The sequence below is a fragment of the Mesorhizobium sp. WSM3873 genome (assembly GCF_001672445.1).
Lineage (GTDB): Bacteria > Pseudomonadota > Alphaproteobacteria > Rhizobiales > Rhizobiaceae > Mesorhizobium.
The window spans coordinates 44,292-61,696 of sequence record NZ_LYTM01000007.1; the positions used below are offsets into that span (position 1 = coordinate 44,292).

The 17,405-nt window shown below is 62.3% G+C and carries 12 protein-coding genes; 6 read left to right on the plus strand and 6 right to left on the minus strand.

Features of this window, described 5'->3' with window-relative positions; all coding sequences use genetic code 11:
* Window positions 1–79 precede the first annotated feature (79 nt).
* On the minus strand, window positions 80–328 hold the full coding sequence (locus A9K71_RS06485) for a hypothetical protein (RefSeq protein WP_066992046.1): 249 nt from the start codon (window positions 326–328) through the stop codon (window positions 80–82).
* 411 nt (window positions 329–739) lie between these two features.
* On the opposite strand from A9K71_RS06485, the gene A9K71_RS06490 reads away from it, so the two are divergent.
* The 6 genes from A9K71_RS06490 (at window position 740) to A9K71_RS29980 (ending at window position 6,557) form a co-directional block, all read left to right on the plus strand.
* The gene (locus tag A9K71_RS06490; RefSeq protein WP_066992048.1) at window positions 740–2,044 is read left to right on the plus strand and encodes an O-antigen ligase family protein; all 1,305 of its coding nucleotides are present in this window, start codon (window positions 740–742) and stop codon (window positions 2,042–2,044) included.
* Window positions 2,045–2,087: 43 nt separating this feature from the next.
* Window positions 2,088–2,921: a hypothetical protein gene (locus tag A9K71_RS06495; RefSeq protein ID WP_066992051.1), complete on the plus strand. Its 834-nt coding sequence runs from the start codon at window positions 2,088–2,090 to the stop codon at window positions 2,919–2,921.
* An 8-nt stretch (window positions 2,922–2,929) separates the two neighbouring features.
* Complete coding sequence (locus tag A9K71_RS06500; protein WP_066992324.1) at window positions 2,930–3,934, plus strand: hypothetical protein; 1,005 nt, start codon at window positions 2,930–2,932, stop codon at window positions 3,932–3,934.
* Window positions 3,935–4,091: 157 nt separating this feature from the next.
* Window positions 4,092–5,243 (plus strand): PqqD family protein, encoded by a 1,152-nt coding sequence (locus A9K71_RS06505; RefSeq protein WP_066992054.1) that lies wholly within the window; start codon window positions 4,092–4,094, stop codon window positions 5,241–5,243.
* Window positions 5,234–6,235 (plus strand): nucleotidyltransferase family protein, encoded by a 1,002-nt coding sequence (locus A9K71_RS06510; RefSeq protein ID WP_066992056.1) that lies wholly within the window; start codon window positions 5,234–5,236, stop codon window positions 6,233–6,235. Before A9K71_RS06505 ends, A9K71_RS06510 begins: the two co-directional genes overlap by 10 nt.
* Before the next feature lie 79 nt (window positions 6,236–6,314).
* Window positions 6,315–6,557: a hypothetical protein gene (locus A9K71_RS29980; protein ID WP_082980372.1), complete on the plus strand. Its 243-nt coding sequence runs from the start codon at window positions 6,315–6,317 to the stop codon at window positions 6,555–6,557.
* A 157-nt stretch (window positions 6,558–6,714) separates the two neighbouring features.
* On the opposite strand, the gene A9K71_RS32395 is transcribed toward A9K71_RS29980, so the two are convergent.
* The 5 genes from A9K71_RS32395 to A9K71_RS06540 form a co-directional block, all read right to left on the minus strand.
* Window positions 6,715–11,127, minus strand: a complete 4,413-nt coding sequence (locus A9K71_RS32395; protein ID WP_245299540.1) for a hypothetical protein — start codon at window positions 11,125–11,127, stop codon at window positions 6,715–6,717.
* Between the two features lie 151 nt (window positions 11,128–11,278).
* Entirely contained in the window at window positions 11,279–12,784 is a 1,506-nt protein-coding gene (locus tag A9K71_RS06525; protein ID WP_245299541.1) for a lipopolysaccharide biosynthesis protein, read from the minus strand.
* Window positions 12,785–12,856: 72 nt separating this feature from the next.
* Window positions 12,857–13,810 (minus strand): sulfotransferase, encoded by a 954-nt coding sequence (locus A9K71_RS06530; protein WP_082954065.1) that lies wholly within the window; start codon window positions 13,808–13,810, stop codon window positions 12,857–12,859.
* A 59-nt stretch (window positions 13,811–13,869) separates the two neighbouring features.
* Entirely contained in the window at window positions 13,870–15,189 is a 1,320-nt protein-coding gene (locus tag A9K71_RS06535; RefSeq protein ID WP_066992059.1) for an HlyD family type I secretion periplasmic adaptor subunit, read from the minus strand.
* Between the two features lie 27 nt (window positions 15,190–15,216).
* Window positions 15,217–17,400: a type I secretion system permease/ATPase gene (locus A9K71_RS06540; protein WP_245299542.1), complete on the minus strand. Its 2,184-nt coding sequence runs from the start codon at window positions 17,398–17,400 to the stop codon at window positions 15,217–15,219.
* Window positions 17,401–17,405: the final 5 nt, after the last annotated feature.

The window sequence follows — 17,405 nt, forward strand, 5'->3', positions numbered from 1 at the left end:
CGCGGAAGGCAGCGAGCATTGACGGCATCGCCGCTTTAAAAAAGTCCGGCGCCAGCGACGAAATGGCAGCCGCAGTCCGTCAATGCTCATCGGTCACGGCGCGACGCCACACGATGCCGAGGAAGACGCCGAGCAGGTAGGCGCCCTGCAGCGTGACAACGAAAAGCAGGATCGAAAGCAGACGGTCCCAGGCAAACAGGCTGCCGATGCCGCCTGCAATGGCGCTGAACACCACAATCACCGCGGTCATGACGATGAGCGCCGGCGCGCGAACACGAAATCCGAGCAAAATGCCGATCACGCCGACGGCGACAAGACCCCAAAGCACGGCGATCTCCTACGGTGTGAAAGACTCGGTGTGCCGCGCCCAAGTCTCCCACATATGCAAATCCGCACCAACACCGAATCCCCGCCGCGGCTAGACCGGATCTCGACCAGGCAGACTGGAATCGCAGCACCACCAGCCCTTGCACAAAAGGCGTAGGACACCTTGTCCCAATGACGCGTTTTCGCTCATTTCCTTGTCATCCCGCTGCGCCTACGCTGCTTATGAAATAGGTACGCGGAGTATTCACCCGCGGTGCGGCAGCGCGCCTTGAATCACCGTCCTGGAGTGAACGTTGTGTCTCTATTTCTTGGCGTTGCCGTTCAGGACACAGGGGCACCGGACGCAGCCTGGCGAGGCAAGAGCGCGTCGGCCCGCGGTTGTTGCATAGCATTTTCAGCGTGACGTCCATCGATGCTGCAGGCTTCCATCCTTTTGCTGATCGTGTCGATATGGTTCCCTGGCGCCACGCGGATTGCCGGAACCGATGGCTCGATTTCCTTTTTGCTCGCTTTGTTCTGCGGCCTGGTAAGCCTCGTTCCCTACGCCGAAGCGACAAAACGTCTGCATCGCACCGACACGGCCCTGGCGGCTGCTGTGCTGACAACATCTGCCCTCATCATGGTTCTGTCGCTGCTGTCGGCGCTACACGCGGACAATCCGGTCAGGACCATGCGCGCTGTCTTCGCCCAGGTGTTCGGTTTCGCCACTATCCCGACCATTGCATTGATCGCCGCGAGGCCTAGGAGTTTTGAGGCAATCGACAGGATTGGGATGACCATGGCCATCATGGTTGCTGTTACATCCTGCCTTGTCGTTATTGGCCTCGGCGATGCTCGATTCGCCGATCGGGCGGAAGGCTATTTCAAGCATGCAAACCAGCTCGGAATTGCCTTGTCGGCCGGTCTGCCGCTTGTCGCCGCGAAGCTGGTCGCTTCTCGAAGGCACCGAATCCTCCTTTCGGTTTGCCTCCTCGCGGGGTTGCTGGGTTTGGTCAAATCGGGATCCAAGACGAATTTCGTTCTTGGGGTCGTCGGTCTCGGCACGTTCTACGGGCTATACTGCATCTATCTGGTGATAAGGAAGCAGCGTCCGGTAACAGTGATCGCGGCGACCGTTACGGCTCCGATATTGTTCCAGGCTAGCTTCATGATGTTGCAGTTCCTGAACCCACGGGCCTACAAGCTGCTGTCGCTTCAGCTCTCCGGCGGGGAGGCACATTCGATCGTTTCGCGGCAACGACTGTGGTCGATCTCAATCGATCTGGGCCTGTCGCATCCGTTCATGGGCGTGGGCGCAGGGCAATGGGTGGGCGACATCGCTCCGCACAGCCACAACCTGTTCATCGATTATTTTAGAACGCTGGGAGTGCCCGGCCTCGCCTTGGTGGTGATCATGGTTCTGCTGGTGGTGGGTTATCTGATCAGCGCCGTTCTGCACACATTGGTCGACAGGGGCAGGAGCGAACAAGCGACCGAAGTGAATGTCATGGTGCTCGGAACATCGGTCGCCGTATGGAACTACTTGGTCGCCAACCAGATGAGCGATTCCTTCGGGCCGTCAACCGCGGCCTTCTTCTGGCTGCCGCTCGCTTTGCTCATAGTCTACCGCGGCATGCAGCGATCGCTGCAGACCGGCCTTGCCAAGACACCGAGGTTGTATGTCGGGACCGGGTCTCAGCTGCTTGAAGTTGAGTATGCCCCTCGCACATCGCCTTGACTTCATTGGCGTTCCAAGAGTTCATCGTACCACCCGAAATCCAATGACCTCGCACACTGTTGGTGACCTGGCGGCAAGCCTCCCGCCAAGCGTCGAAGCACGCGCGCTGCGGACAGACATTCGATTTGTCGAATTCTTTGGTCTGCCCGGGGTCGGAAAGACAACCACCTCCGGCCTGCTGGCGAACAGCCTGCGACGGTGCGGCCTGCTGGAAGGCGACGTGCGAGTGGCGTGGGAAGGAAGAACATTCATCGAGAGGCAGATACACAGAATGGGCGTTGTCGCACCTCGGCTGCTAGATCGTGAGTTTCGCTCGTTGCTTGCTCGAATTGCCCGTTTCGTCATCGAAAGCAGGCAAGTATCGCGCCTTGATGCCATCAGGCTTGTCTGGAATCTTATCAGCCTGGTCGCATTTATCCAGCATGAGAGGGAAAGAAGAAATTCAATAATCATAATGGATCAGGGATTGCTGCAGGGATTCTGGTCCATATTGCTGAAGAGCAGATGCAGAAAAACGTCCGAGAATTGGCTGGATATGCTTTCCGCCGTCGGATTGCATGACATGGTTTTTGTCCACCTGCACAGCGAGACCGGCATCGCCAGAGACCGGCTCCTGACCAGGGGGGATCGCTCCTCGCGGCTGCAACGGACATCTCCGGACAGCGATCCCGACCTTTGGTCTGCGGCGGATCGGGCTTGCCGCGAAATGGCGGCCGCTCTTGAGCGGGGAATGGGAACGGAAGATCGCATGGGCGTGCTGGCGGCTATCGACATCGAAAGGCTTGCTTCGCCCGAGGCCGTAGCCTCGAGAGCTCTCGAGGCGGTCCGTTCGGCCTGTCTAGACCGTCATCGGCAATTCGCTTCTTCAGGTCAATGAGCATGAGGATGGACCGCCGTTCATTCATGGGTCTTGCTGGGCTGTCTCCCGTGTTCGCCCTGTTGCCGGGCGCGTACCAGGCGGGGGGCGGGCAGATGCCGGAGGGCAAGCAGCTCGTTCTGACGGGCGAGCATGGCTACGAACAACAAATGTTTCGGGATCTCGAAGCCGGGGCGACAATCGATGCCCGGAATGCTTCCTTCACAGTCGCCAACAGCAGAAATCCTGAGCCCAGCGCGATGATGGGCTGCGACGAAGGAAATCTGCCAGTCAACCGCTACCCGGTGGTCATCCGCAACTGTCCGGGCGTTCATTTCATCGGAGGGCGCTTCGACGGCCAGGTGCCGCTGACCTCCGATTGGCGCGACACCTACTGCAACAGCGCGGCTCTGCTTGTCAGGGACGGAACCGCCAATGCGACAATAGAAGGTGTCCGCGCGCGGCGCTGCTGGGATGGCGTGCGGTTCGCGGCTCGGGCCGACGGCTTTCACCTGAAAGGCTGCTGGCTCAGCGAAATCAGGGATGATGCGGTGGAGAATGACTACCTGCTCAGCGGCATTGTCGAGGATTGCCTGTTCGACGGCTGTTTTTCCGGGATCAGCGTGGATCCTGCCTCAAACGAGCGGGATGGGACACGGGAGACAGTGCGGATCGATCGAACCCTCATTCGCATGCACCCGTTTCTCTCCAAGGACGAAATCACACATCAGGCGCCGATCAAGGCCGTCGATCAGTCACCCAGGCTGAGGATAACCGGATCGGTTTTCGCATTGGCTTCGGTGAACATGCGTGGACTCCGTCGCCTGGAAAGAACCTGGCAGCTGGCTCTCGAAAGCCGGGACAACGTGTTGCTGTGGCTGCCCGACGATCCAATTCCTTCGGAATTGCCGCTGCCGCCATCCGGTTTCAAGGTGCTGACGGGTGCTGACGCGCGCGAATACTGGAACAAGGCGCATCTGCAATGGGTCGCGGCGCATCAGAACGTGGCCCGGTTCTCCGACGAAGCGCTGTGACAAGTCGCACTCGGGGGCAAACATTCGGTTGCTTAGCTGCGTTGGGCGAAGTGAACTCCTGCCGAAAGGCTTGCCGCTTCGCCCGTTGAACGTACCTGTTTTGCAACGACAGGTTGGACCGCCGTCGCGTTGCGGCAGAGGGGGAGAGGACTACTCGATGAATCACGAGGCGGGCAACGGAACGGCGGCCCCAGGCTCCACCGCTCATATCCCGGCCACGTTTGTGACCCAGGGACGGCTGGCATGCGTCAGAGGGCAGAATATCCTGTTCAGTCCTTCCCAGCGCGCCATCTTCGCCGTCAACGATACTGCTGCCGAGATCTGGCGCTCCCTGGAAGAGGGCACATCGCCGCGCGCCATCTCGGCCGAAATGGCGCGCGCCGCCGGCGTCGATGGGATCGAGGCAAACAGGCATGTCGAGGCCGCGCTGAGGGACTGGCAGCGGCTGAGCTTGATACGGCCCGACGCACCGCCGTCTGTGTCGGCTCGAGAGGCTGTGAGCCAGGTCGTCGCGATCGCGGGCCTTTCCGTACGCATCGAGTACCCTGCAGCCTGCGCCTTTCCCGCGGTCGCCGTGTTCCGGCATCTCGAGGTCCGACGAGAGACTGCCGACATTCTGTTCCAACTGGTCGAGCATGAAGGACGGGTCCACCTGTTCCGGGATGGCGACTGGGTTCTTTCTTGCGCACCGGACGAGCTCCCCGTCATGCTGAAAGGGCAAATGCTGATCGAGGTCCTTGATCGCAGCGCCTACGAACTTGCTCTGCACGCGGCTGCGCTTCTCAAAAATGAGCGCATCGTGCTTCTTTGCGGCAACCCGGGCGCAGGCAAGACTACGTTGACCCTGGCGCTGGTCAATGCAGGGTTCGGTTTCGTATCTGACGATGTGACCCTGTTGGACTCCCGGGGACATGGCATTGGTCTGCCGTTTGCGCCCGCCGTCAAGGCAGGAGCATGGCCGCTTTTGGCCGCACGCTTCCCCGATCTCGACGCTGTTCCGGTTTGTCGCCGCCCGGACCGCAGGCGAGTTCGGTTTGCGGTGCCCAGCGAGGTCGTGCCGTCCTCTCCCATACCAATCGGCTATGTAATCCAGCTTCGTCGAGGTCGCGACGCGAAAGCTTGCCTCGAGCCGATCGACCCGGCCAGCGCATTGCGTGTGCTGCTCAACGGGGCGTTCGCACCCGGCCGAGAGTTGAGTGGCAGTGCCTTCGACACTCTGACCCAAGTCATCGGATCGGCAAGCACCTATTGCCTGAATTATTCGAAGCTCGATGATGCAGTAGAGGTGATCACGAAGGCATGCCGGTGAGACACAGAGGCAACGCGCTCGAGGCTCTGATCGCCGGACTTCGCGGCAGTCCGGCCGACCGGGCCGATTGGCACGCCGTAATCGCCCTGGCCAATCGCACTTTGCTCACGCCGGATTTGTACTCCTCCCTCGCGCGCGCCGGCCAGATCCACCGGCTACCGCAGGACGTGTCCGAGTATCTCCGGTTCGTTCACGACTGCAATCGGGAGCGGAACTTGCGCTTGCGTGCGCAACTGCGCGAAGCCGTTGCGGCGCTCAATCGCCGCGGCATCGTTCCGCTCCTGCTCAAGGGCGCTGTTCCCTTGTTCCTTGCGCCGGCCGGCCAGGCTCCCAGCAGGATGACGAGCGACCTCGATCTGGCCGTGGAGCCGGCCAAAGAGGCCGCCGCCCAAATCTGCCTTGAAGAGCTCGGCTATGTCGAGGTGGCAGGTGAGCGAGGCATGGCGCGTGAGCAGGATGCCGGAATGCTGGAACTCCGGGCGCGCCGGGCGATCGACTTTGAACCTCCCAAGCTCGTCCAGCACGACGATTTGTGGGTGAATATTCCTACTGCCCAGTCCCGGGCTCTGCACTGGATCGTGCACGACCTGTTTAAGGAGGGCGACTATTGGCGCGGAAGGATTGATCTCAGGCACCTTCACGACCTGGCGCAATTGGCGGAGACCGAGAACGTGGACTGGAGCGCGCTGCAGGCATCCATGTCGGACCGAAGCGCCCGCAATGCCCTGGATACCCAGCTCCTGGCCTTGCATCACTTCTTCGGAACCAGGATCCCGGCAAGATGCGCGCGGCGCCCGATCGTCCGTTTCCAGCACTGGAGGCGCGTCTTCACGGCAACCCACCCGATCATCGGCGCTCCGTTGCGCCTGGCCGGGAATTTGATTTGGGGAACGCGGCGGTTTCTAAGCGCCAGGGGTTCGGCGAGGGGAGGCTCGTCCGATTTCGCGCGGCGCATCGCTCGTACGCTTTTGCTTCCAAGCGCGAAAATCTAAGCCTTTTGGTGAACTAGTATCCTGGCATCGGGAAACATAAGCTGTTGTGATACTTTGGAACCCGCATGGGAGAATCGTCATGCCAACCGAAAGCACGAAACGCTCGGAAAGGACGCAGGAAGTCCTCGTTTCAGAGGCTCAGGCGCGCCGGGACTTTCTCAAGAAGGCAGGGCGTTTTGCGGCGGTGACTCCACCGGCCATAACGGTTCTGCTCGGCACCAGCCTGAACTCCAGAGCAATCGCCAAATCGGGAGGAACACGCCCGGGCAACGGCTGGGGCGACAAAAACCACATTCACCTCGGGCCTCCCGGCCAGTCGTAAGGTTGACCGTCAGGGTCGCTGAAGCAGCGTCTTGAGAACCAAAAGCGCGTCGCGCGGAAATGGATCCGGGCGGCGCGCTTCACTTTTGATACCCCGATCGCTGGCGGCACGCCGCGGTCGGGGTATTTGTTTGTTGGCGGTCGCTCCCCCTGTCAGATCAGGCGAGCAGCCAATCGTTCAAATGGAATTCATAGATCTTGCCGTCGTTCTCGGTCGGATTCGAGTCGTTGTCCACGCCGCGATCGACGACATAGAGGCTCATTTGGTGGCTCGGATCGTCGCTGCTCGGCGCCAGGGCAAGTCCCGCCGGCTTTTTCGCGTTGGCGGCGGAGATGTCGAGCGTGCCCAGCAGATCCCCGGTTGGCGTCACCATTGCCACGGAGGTGCGTGACACGATGACATAAAGCAGGTCGTGGACCGGATCGTACGCGATGCCCCCGTCAGAAGGGGTTCCGAGCGCCTCTTCAGAAAAACTCGTCACGACATCATCGCCCCCCGTGCTTGGGACGCCGTCGAATCTGCCGTTCTGGCCCGGAGCGATGGTGTAAATCCTATGGGTCGTGCCATCCTCGAGATAGAGCACGCCGCGGTTTGTGTCGTAGGCAATACTCTCCGCATCCGTACTGCCGAACGCGGCGGTCCTGAACGAGGTCACGATATCGTCGGAGGTGTTGTAAAGCCCATCGTTGCCCGGGTTCAACTCGTAGACGCTCTTCGTGCCGGTATCGTCCGAGAAGAAGAGATGGTGGTTCGCCGGATTGTAGGTGACCCCGGCCGGCTCATCGGAGAAATTGATGGTGGTGAGCGTGCCCGTCAGGGTGCCGTTCAGATTCATCTGGAAGAGATTCTTGCCGGTGAAAATCGACATCTCCTCCACCTCACTATCGGTCACCAGCAGCTTGCCGAGGTGGGAGATATAGACGATATCGGTTGGGTCGGGGCTCGGCGGTGACCACTGCGAAGCCAGAATGGTGTGCGCCAAGGTCACGGATGTCGGCAACTGGGTGGCGGTGACGCCGACGGTGAAGGTGTGCGTGGCGATGCTGCCGTCGGACGAGGTGGCTGTCACGTGGAGATCGATCGTCGGTTCGGACTGAGCGTTGAGCGTGCCGCTGCTCGATCGCGTGATGACGCCGGTGCTGGAATTGATGGCAAAGCGCGAGTCGTCGATCGTGTAGGTGACCGTCGAGCCGGCATCGGGATCCTTGGCCGAGGCGGTGATGCCGACGGCAGTGCCGGCGGCGGCATTTTGGACGATCTGATTGGCCGCGGTGTTGGCATCGGGCGGCGTGTTGAACGCGATCGGTTCGGGGCTGTTGAGGACGGCGAGGGTGAAGCTCTTGTTGGCGGTGCTGCCGTCGGAGGAGGTCGCCGTCACCGTCAGGTTGATGGACGACTGGGTCTCGAAGTCGAGCGTGCCTGTGCCCGAACGCGTGATGACACCGGTGCTGGAATTGATGGCAAAGCGCGTGTCGTTGATGCTGTAGGTGACCGTCGAGCCAGCATCGGGATCCGCGGCCGAAGCGGTGATCCCTGTCGGCGCCCCCGCCGCGGCGAGCTCGGCGATCTGGTTGGCGCCGGAGTTGGAGTCGGGCGGAGTGTTGAAGGCCACGGGCTGTTGGCCGGCCGTGACGCTGACAGTGAAGGTGCTCGTGGCGCTGCTGCCATCGGACGACGTCGCTGTCACCTGGAGATTGATCGTCGGTTCGGACTGGGCGTTGAGCGTGCCGGTGCCCGAGCGCGTGACGACCCCGGTGCTGGAATTGATGGCAAAGCGCGAGTCGTCGATCGTGTAGGTGACTGTCGAGCCGGCATCGGGATCCGAGGCCGAAGCGGTGATGCCGACGGCAGTGCCGGCGGCAGCGTTCTGGCCGATCTGGTTGGCCCCGGAGTTGGCATCCGGCGGCGTGTTGAACGCGATCGGCTCCGGGCTGTCGAGGACACCGAGGGTGAAGCTCTTGGTGGCGGTGCTGCCGTCGGAAGAGGTTGCCGTCACCGTCAGATTGATGGACGACTGGGTTTCGAAGTCGAGCGTGCCTGTGCCCGAGCGCGTGATGACGCCGGTGCTGGAATTAATGGCGAAGCGTGCATCGTTGATGCTGTAGGTGACGGTCGCGCCGGCATCGGGATCGGTGGCCGAAGCGGTGATGCCCGTGGGTGCTCCCGCCGCGGCGAGCTCGGCGATCTGGTTGGCGCCGGGGTTGGAGTCGGGCGGAGTGTTGAAGGCCACCGGACTTCCGGATCCCGGCAAGACATATTCGATGTGCAGCAGCGGCGCGCTGGCGGGATTGTATTCGTAGGAATCGGCGGTGCGCGTGCCGGTGCCGGTGATCAGGAAGGCCATGTCGTTGAGCGCCGCCCAGCCCGAGCGGCTGACGATCTCCTGGACGATAGCCGTGAGGTCTGGCGTGCGCTCGGCCTGGACGTGCTCGCCCACCGTGGTCCACGGGGCCGGCGTCCAAGCCGTCGACGCGTCGGTCGTTGCCCGTGACGATACATTGAAGCTGGTGCTGGTGAAGGGGCTTGCGTCGTCGGTGTCCTGGCCCTTGATCAGCAGCGAGGCCGCGCCGGTCTTCACCTCATTGGCCTGGAACTGGATGTAGGCGCTGGTGATGATCGCGCCTTGCGGGACGTCGATACCGGTGAAGCGGAGACCGACCGTCTGGCGGGTAGAGCCGTCAAAGCCCAGTTCCAGATCACTGACGTTGCTCGAAATCGAGCCGGAACCTTTCTCCTCGACATCGTCGCCTGCGGCCGCCACCCTGGCCTCGAAAGTCCCAGGCGTGCTGCCGCCGGTGACGTCAACATTGAAGGCGTGGGTGTTGGTGCTGCCGTCCGACGAGGTCGCGGTGACCGTGAGCGCAACCGTCGGCTCGGACTGGGCGTTGAGCGTGCCGGTGCTCGAGCGTGTTATGACACCGGTGCTGGGATTGATGGCAAAGCGCGGGTCGTTGAGACTGTAGGTGACCGTCGAGCCGGCATCGGGATCCGTGGCCGAAGCGGTGATGCCGACGGCAGTACCGGCGGCAGCGTTCTGGCCGATCTGGTTGGCCGCGGTGTTGGCATCGGGCGGCGTGTTGAACGCAACCGGTTCCGGGCTGTCGAGGACGGCGATGGTGAAGACCTTGTTGGCCGTGCTGCCGTCGGAAGAGGTTGCCGTCACCGTCAGGTCGATCGACGACTGGGTCTCGAAGTTGAGGCTGCCTGTGCCCGAGCGCGTAATGACGCCGGTGCTGGAATCAATGGCGAAGCGCGTGTCGTTGAGGCTGTAGGTGACCGTCGAGCCGGCATCGGGATCGGTGGCCGAAGCGGTGATCCCTGTCGGTGTCCCCGCCGCGGCGAGCTCGGCGATCTGGTTGGAGCCGGGGTTCGAGTCGGGCGGAGTGTTGAAGGCCACAGGCTGTTGGCCGGCCGTGACGGCGACGGTGAAGGGGTGCGTGACGACGCTCCCGTCCGACGAGGTGGCGGTGACGGTGAGGTTGACAGACGGCTCGGACTGGGCGTTGAGCGTGCCGGTACCTGATCGCGTGATGACGCCGGTGCTGGAACTGATGGCAAAGCGCGAGTCGTCGATCGTGTAGGCGACAGTCGAGCCGGCATCGGGATCAGAGGCCGAAGCAGTGATACCGACGGCGGTGCCGGCGGCAGCGTTCTGGCCGATCTGGTTGGCCGCGGAGTTGGCATCCGGCGGCGTGTTGAACGCAACCGGCTCCGGGCTGTCGAGGACATCGAGGGTGAAGCTCTGGGTGGCGGTGCTGCCGTCGGAAGAGGTTGCCGTCACCGTCGGATTGATGGACGACTGGGTTTCGAAGTCGAGCGTGCCTGTGCCCGAGCGCGTGATGACGCCGGTATTGGCATTGATGTCGAAACGCGAGTCGTTGAGGCTGTAGGTGACGGTCGCGCCGGCGTCGGGATCCGTGGCCGAAGCGGTGATCCCGGTCGGCGCTCCCGCCGCGGCGAGCTCGGCGATCTGGTTGGCAGTGGGATCGGCATCGGCAGGCGTGTTGAAGGCCACCGGACTTCCGGATCCGGGCAAGACATATTCGATGTGCAGCAGCGGCGCGCTGGTCGGATTGTACTCGTAGGAATCGGCTGTGCGCGTGCCGGTGCCGGTGATCAGGAACGCCATATCGTTGACCGCCGCCCAGCCCGAGCGGCTGACGATCTCCTGGACGATAGCCGTCAGGTCGGGCGTGCGCTCGGCCATGGCCTGCTCGCCGACCGTGGTCCACGGGGCCGGCGTCCAAGTCGCCGACGCGTCGGTCGTTGCCCGTGACGATACATTGAAGCTGGTGCTGGTGAAGGCGCTTGCGTCGTCGGTGTCCTGGCCCTTGATCACCAGCGAGGTCGCGCCGGTCTTCACCTCATTGGCCTGGAACTGAATGTAGGCGCTCGTGATGATCGCGCCTTGCGGGATATCGACGCCGGTGAAGCGTAGGCCGACCGTCTGGCGAGTCGTGCTGGCAAAGCCCAGTTCCAGATCGTCGACATTGGTTGAAATCGAGCCCGAAGCTTTCTCCTCGACATCATCGCCCGCGGCCGCCAGCCGCGTTTCGAATAGTTCAGCCATAGTCGGTCTCCTCTCGTAAATTTCCTCCGCAACGACGGAATCTCCCGGTGCCCGATCGGGCGTCAGGCTGAGCCCATGATCGAGCAAGGCGATGTCGTCGTTGCGCGTGAAGAATGTGATCCTGGGAACTGACCTCGAGTTCCGCCGCTGATCAGTCTGTTGCCTGCCTCAGTCTTGGCCATGCGGGCACGACTGCCGCGAGCAGGCGCAGCAGTGACAGGCCTTCCCGCCCAAGGAATAGCGACGGCAGGAGCCAGCACAACAGCAAGCCCCCCACAGACGCCAGCAATGCCGTATCGATGAGCAGCGGAAGAGGCGATAGATGGAGGGCGCGAAGCCAGTCCACGAATGCCCATGTACCGGTTCCGACAACGCCCGCGAGCGCGACGCCAGGCAGGTGCGCAAGGAAGAAATTCGCCCACGTCATCCCGGTCACGCGGAGACTCAGCTGCGCCATGAGAAAGAAATTTGCCCCGAATGCCAGGCAGACACCAAACGCCACCCCTTCCACGCCCCAGAATTGCCCTGTGAAGGCTCCGATGCAGACACCGACGGTGAAAACAGCCTGGCGCCAGGCCCGGGCGTAAACCGTTCCGGTTGCCCGCGAGACGGAGTCGCTAAGCTTGTAGCTCGTGCGGAACAGCATGCTGAACGCCAGGATCTGGAGCGGGCCGACCACGCCTTCCCAGCCCCGTCCGAGAATGACCCGAACCAATTCGGGCGCGACGATCGCCACCACCACGCTGGCCGGCAGGACAAGCAGGCTGCAACCGGCGACCGCGCTGCGATAGGCACGCGCAAGCCTGACGGGCTCTTCCTGGACCAGCGCCATGGTGGGGAACAGCACGCGATCGAGCACCTGGCCGACGATGACCGCCGGAGTGGTCATGAGTTGGGACGACAAACCGTAGACACCGAGCGCATCGGCGCCGAGATAGCGGCCCACGACAAGCCTGTCCACCTGAGTGGCAAGGTAGTTGCAGACCCGCGCAATGGTGAAGCCGCCGCCAAAATAGAGCAGTTCGAAAATCGCGCTCCGCTCGAGCAACGGCCGCATCGGGTGCCGCTGGCCGACGAGCAGCACGATCGTGCGGAACAACTGCTGGACCAGGATCGCTGCGACAAGTGCCCAGATACCGAAGCCGAGCCAAGCCAGCACCGGAGCGACGACCACGTAGCCGATGGCGAAAGCGACCGCGTCGACGAGCGCGAGCCAACGGAACCGCAAGGCACGCTGGGCCGAGGCCAGCGCCACCATGGAGGCTCCTTGGAAAAGAAAGATGAAGCAGACCGCACGCACGATCGGAGTGAGCTCGGGCAGGCGAAGAAGACCGGCAATAGCGGGTGCCAACGCCCATACCAGAGCGGTTACGGTAAGGCCAAGGAAGAGCGACAGGGTATATCCGACCCGGAGATGCCGCTCCTCCAGTACAGGTCGCTGCACGATCGCAGGCGTGATGCCGAGGCCCTGGAAGATGGCCGAAAACTTGATGACGATCAGTGCCGCGGAGTAGAGACCGAACTCGTTGGGCGAGAGCAACCGGGCCAGGAGGACGAGGGCGACAAGCTCGGCAACCGCCAAGGCGCCCATGGACAGGCCCGTCCAGAACATGCCTACGACACTGCGTTTTGCCAGCCCGCGCCGGATGTCGCTCACGCCAATCTCCACATGCCGCCTTGCTTACTCGACCGACCAAAGAAGGGCGGCCATGCATCTCCCCGGAACCGCTCAGCGGGGGGAGGGGATATTCGGATGGCCATGCTGAAACGCCAACGGCGCCCGCGTGGGCCGCGAGCCATGCCCGACGAGAAGGGACGGGGGGATCTCGTAGCGGTAGAATCCCATCTCATCCCGCACCTCGGGGATGATCGCCGCCAGTTCGTTCGCATCCAGGCGCAGCCACTTCTGCTGGCGGCCGGGATCGATCATCTCCTTCGCCACGCGAAGGATGTCGTCAGAGCAATGCAGCCCGCAATGTTCATAGATACGGCGCAAGACCAACTCGGGATCCTGTATCAGATCCTCATAGCGAAACGACAGCACGCGGCCTTCGCCCAGCCTGGCGAGATCCTCTCGGGCCATTCGATTGCCGCGCGCCCACTGGCGCGCGATCACTGTCAATTTTTGATGCTCCTGCAAATCCCGATCTATTCCCTTGTAGCGCGGTCCGTAGATCGACGTGTATTTTCTGTGTAGTATCCTCTTGGCGACTATCTGCTTTACGACGTCTCCCACGTAGTAATGGACTTGTGTGGCCGGCGTTTCTTTCAATAGTCGCAGAAGACCTTTGAAACTTTTTGCGCGCTGCCACTTAAGTTCCATGGAGCTTATATAGGAGAACGGATTCCTTGTAATATATAGAAATATAGCTTCTGGGAATATCTGGTGGATAAATGGCACGCGCAAGACATTGGCGGGCGTATTTTCCATGATTTGCCGGTTGCCGTTCCGCAGCTGATAGTCGAGGAACCGGTTGCGAATGTAGCGCACGACCTTCTCGCTGGCGTCGGCTTTGACAAATTCGTCATGCCGCCGCGCCGGATCGGCATAGAGCCACAATGTTTTTGGCTCGTACCAGGTGACGACATCCGGGTGCAGCCCGATCAATTTCTGCGTGATGGTGGTGCCCGACCGGTAGTTGCCAATCAGAAAAATCGGAGGTTTCAACTCTGCTGTCGTCATGACAAGCCCCTATCGCTAAAGGTCAACCAGGATGCACGGATGCGCACGACAACGCGCTGCTACTGGTCTCTGAAGGCACGCATCATCTGGTCCGTCAAAGGCTTCATCAGGTATGAGAGCACCTTGCGGTCGCCAGTCCGTACGAACGCTTCCACCGGCATGCCGGGCGCCAGCGAGAGCGCTCCAAGCTTCTTCAGCTCCTGGGGGTCGGGGGTGATGCGCACCGTGTAGTAGATTTCGTTGGTATGCTGATCGCGCGTCACGTCTGCCGCGATCATGGAGACCATACCTTCCGTTTCGGGCGTGGTATGGACGTTGAAGGCCGTGAAGCGAAGAAGCGCGCGCTGACCGATCGAGAGCTGATCGATGTCCTGGGGTGCGGCTTTTACCTCGACCGCGAGAGCATCGGTGTCGGGCACGATCAGCATGATCGGATCCCCCGCGCCGATCACGCCGCCAACGGTATGGACTGCCGATTGATGGACCGTGCCGCTGGCGGGGGCGCGAATATCGATGCGCGACAGCTGGTCCTCGGCGGCGACCTTGCGCTCCTCGAACTCGGCGATCTTGGCCTCGACATCGCGCAGATCGCTCCCGGTCTCGCTGGAAAACTCCTTGTCCAGCTGCAGGATCTGCAGCTCGATTTCGGCGATCGCTCCCTTTGCCTGCGCAATGCTCGACACAAGTTGCGCCCGTTCACCCTCGATGCGCGTCGCCTCACGTTCATATTCGGTCAGCTTCGATTTGAGGGTGAGTTTCATTTCGACAAGACTGCGTATGTCGACGAGCTCGTCGTTGATCAGCTTGATCTCCTTCGTCTTTGCCGATTCCTGCGCCGAATAGCCTTCGATCTGCTTCCCGAACTGCTCGATGCGTTCGCGCAGGCGCGCCTTGTTGCCAGACACCTCGGTTCGACGAAGCTCGAACAGCCGCTGTTCGCTCGCCACCGTGGCAGCTATCTCAGGGTCGTTCATTCTCGCGACAAGCATCGGAGCAAGCGTGATGCGCTCGCTGCCGTCACGCTCGGCCTCGAGCCGGGATTTTCGCGCATAGAGCTCATCCAGGTTCTTCGTCACGTAGGCCAGGCTGGCACGCGGAACGGTGTCGCTGAGCTGGACCAGAACGTCTCCGGCCCTGACGCGGTCGCCGTCGCGCACAAAAATCTTGCCGACCACACCGCCGGTCGGGTGTTGAACCTTCTTTTCGCTGCTGTCGACGACCACCGTGCCGTGCGAAATCACCGCTCCCGAAACATCCACCGTCCCGGCCCAGACTCCCATTCCGCCGACGAGCAATGCGACGATGGTCGTGCCACCCAGCAGATTGCGACGGATCGACCGTCGGTTCAAAAGCGACACGTTCGAAAGGGCAGCTGTCATTTCCCCATTTCCAATCCGGGTCAGCCATCAACGCGGTGTCGGAGTGAGCTTGAAAACCGGCTGCAGGCCTGCGGTCACGGTCTGTGGCGCGGGCAAGAGTGTCGACAGAACGCTTTCCCTGGTGCCGAACATCTGCGTCTGGCCTTCTTTCATCACGAGCAGGAAATCCACTGTGCTGAGAATGTTCGGCCGATGCGCCACGATCGCTAAGATGCCGCCGCGGGCCTTGATTGCGAGGATGGCCGCGGCAAGCGCCATTTCACCTTCGGCATCGAGATTGGAGTTGGGTTCGTCGAGGACCACCAGGAACGGATCGCCATACAGCGCGCGCGCCAGCGCAATGCGCTGACGCTGGCCGGCTGAAAGCGCGGTTCCGCCCTCTCCGATCTGCGTCTCGTAGCCATTGGGGAGACCGATGATGAGCTCGTGGACGCCCGCGGCGCGGGCGGCTGCGACAATGGCCTGCGGGTCCGGCCCGGGATCGAAGCGCGCGATATTGTCGGCAACCGTTCCCGCGAACAGTTCGACGTCTTGCGGAAGGTAGCCTATGTAGCGGCCCAGCCGCTCCGACGACCACTGGTCGAGAGCGGCGCCGTCCAGCTTGATACGGCCGGCCAGCGGTCGCCATGCGCCGACCAGCCCTCGAACCAGACTCGATTTGCCGGAACCGCTTGGTCCTATGATGCCGAGCACCGAGCCGGCGTCCAGGCTGAATTCCACACCTTGCACGATGATGCGCTGTGCGCCCGGCGCACCGATCGCGATGCGCTCCACCGTCAACTTCGACCCGGGCACCGGAAGCGCCATCGGTTGAGCATCCTGCGGCAACCGGGCGAGCAATTTGCTCAGCCTGCTCCAGCTCTGTCGCGCCCCGACGAAGTTGCGCCAATGGGCGATGGCAAGATCGACGGGCGCCAGCGCACGGCCTACAAGGATGGAGCCGGCGATGATGATCCCGGAGGTCGCCTCGCCCTCGATCACAAGCCAGGCGCCCACACCCAGCATCGCCGACTGAAGCATCAGTCGCAACGCACGAGCGAAACTGCCGAAACCGCCAACGATGTCGCTGACACGCTGTTGCAGCGCAAGATGCTCGCGGCTCGCTTCGCGCCAGTGGTCGTGCAGGCGCCTGCCCATGCCCATCGCCTGAAGCACCTCCGCGTTGCGCCGGCTGGCCTCGGCCAAGCTGTTGCGCCTCACGCTGCTTAGAACCGCGGCGCCCATCGGTCTGCGTGTGAGGATCTCCGTCGCGACCGTCAGCGTCACCAGCACCAACGCGCCGCAAGCGGCGGTTGTCCCGAGGGTCGGATGAAGGCTCCAGATGATCGCCAGATAGAAGGGCAGCCAGGGAAGATCGAACAGGGTGCCAGGCCCGGCACTCGACAGAAAAGTACGGATGTTGTCGAGATCGCGTTGCGGCTGCAATCCATCTCCCTGCTGGCCGATGTACAGGGGCAATTTCGAAACGGCGGTGAATACGCGTCCCCCGACCGCTTCGTCCAGCTCAGCGCCGATCCGGTTCATGATGCGGCCGCGCACGAGGTCGATTACCGCCTGCCCGGCAAACAGAACGCCGGCCAGTATTGCCATGGCTATCAGAGTGGGGACGCTGCGGCTCGGCAGCACCCTGTCGTAGACCTCTAACATGAACATTGCGCCGGTCAGCATGAGGATGTTGCTCACGCCGCTGAAAACCGCAACGCCCGCGAAGGCTGCCTTGCAGGAACGCAACGCACTGGCCAGTTCGGAGCCGGGCGCCGGTTCCTTGGTCGGGGACGGGGCGCCGGCGTTCGCGAATGCGCCGGGCAAGTCGCTTCTTCGTCTCCGCCTTGCGCTGCGGACGGCTGCCATGAGGAGACCAAGGGCCGCGACCGCCACGAAAACCTGGAGGGCGCCCGGACCGGCCAGCAGGGCCTGCAGGTCGTAAAAATAGCGCCAGCCAGCCACGAGGTCCGTCCAGGGTCGCGTCTGCGAAACCCTGGCGAGATCAACAAAGCGTGGCAGAAACTCCGCACCCGCAAGCGCGGCGGCGAGGAGGAGCAGGATTGCAGCGGGAAGACGGACGATGAGGCGGCGGCGCGGGGCCTTGCTCGACTTCTTGCGGCGCGCAGTTGTGCGGGGGCGCTTTGGCGGCCGCTGCTTCGTCTTGGCATGGAAATTCGCCCGGCGGGGACGCGCTCCAAAGGCCGTCAATGCTGTGCCAAAGATCACGTCAA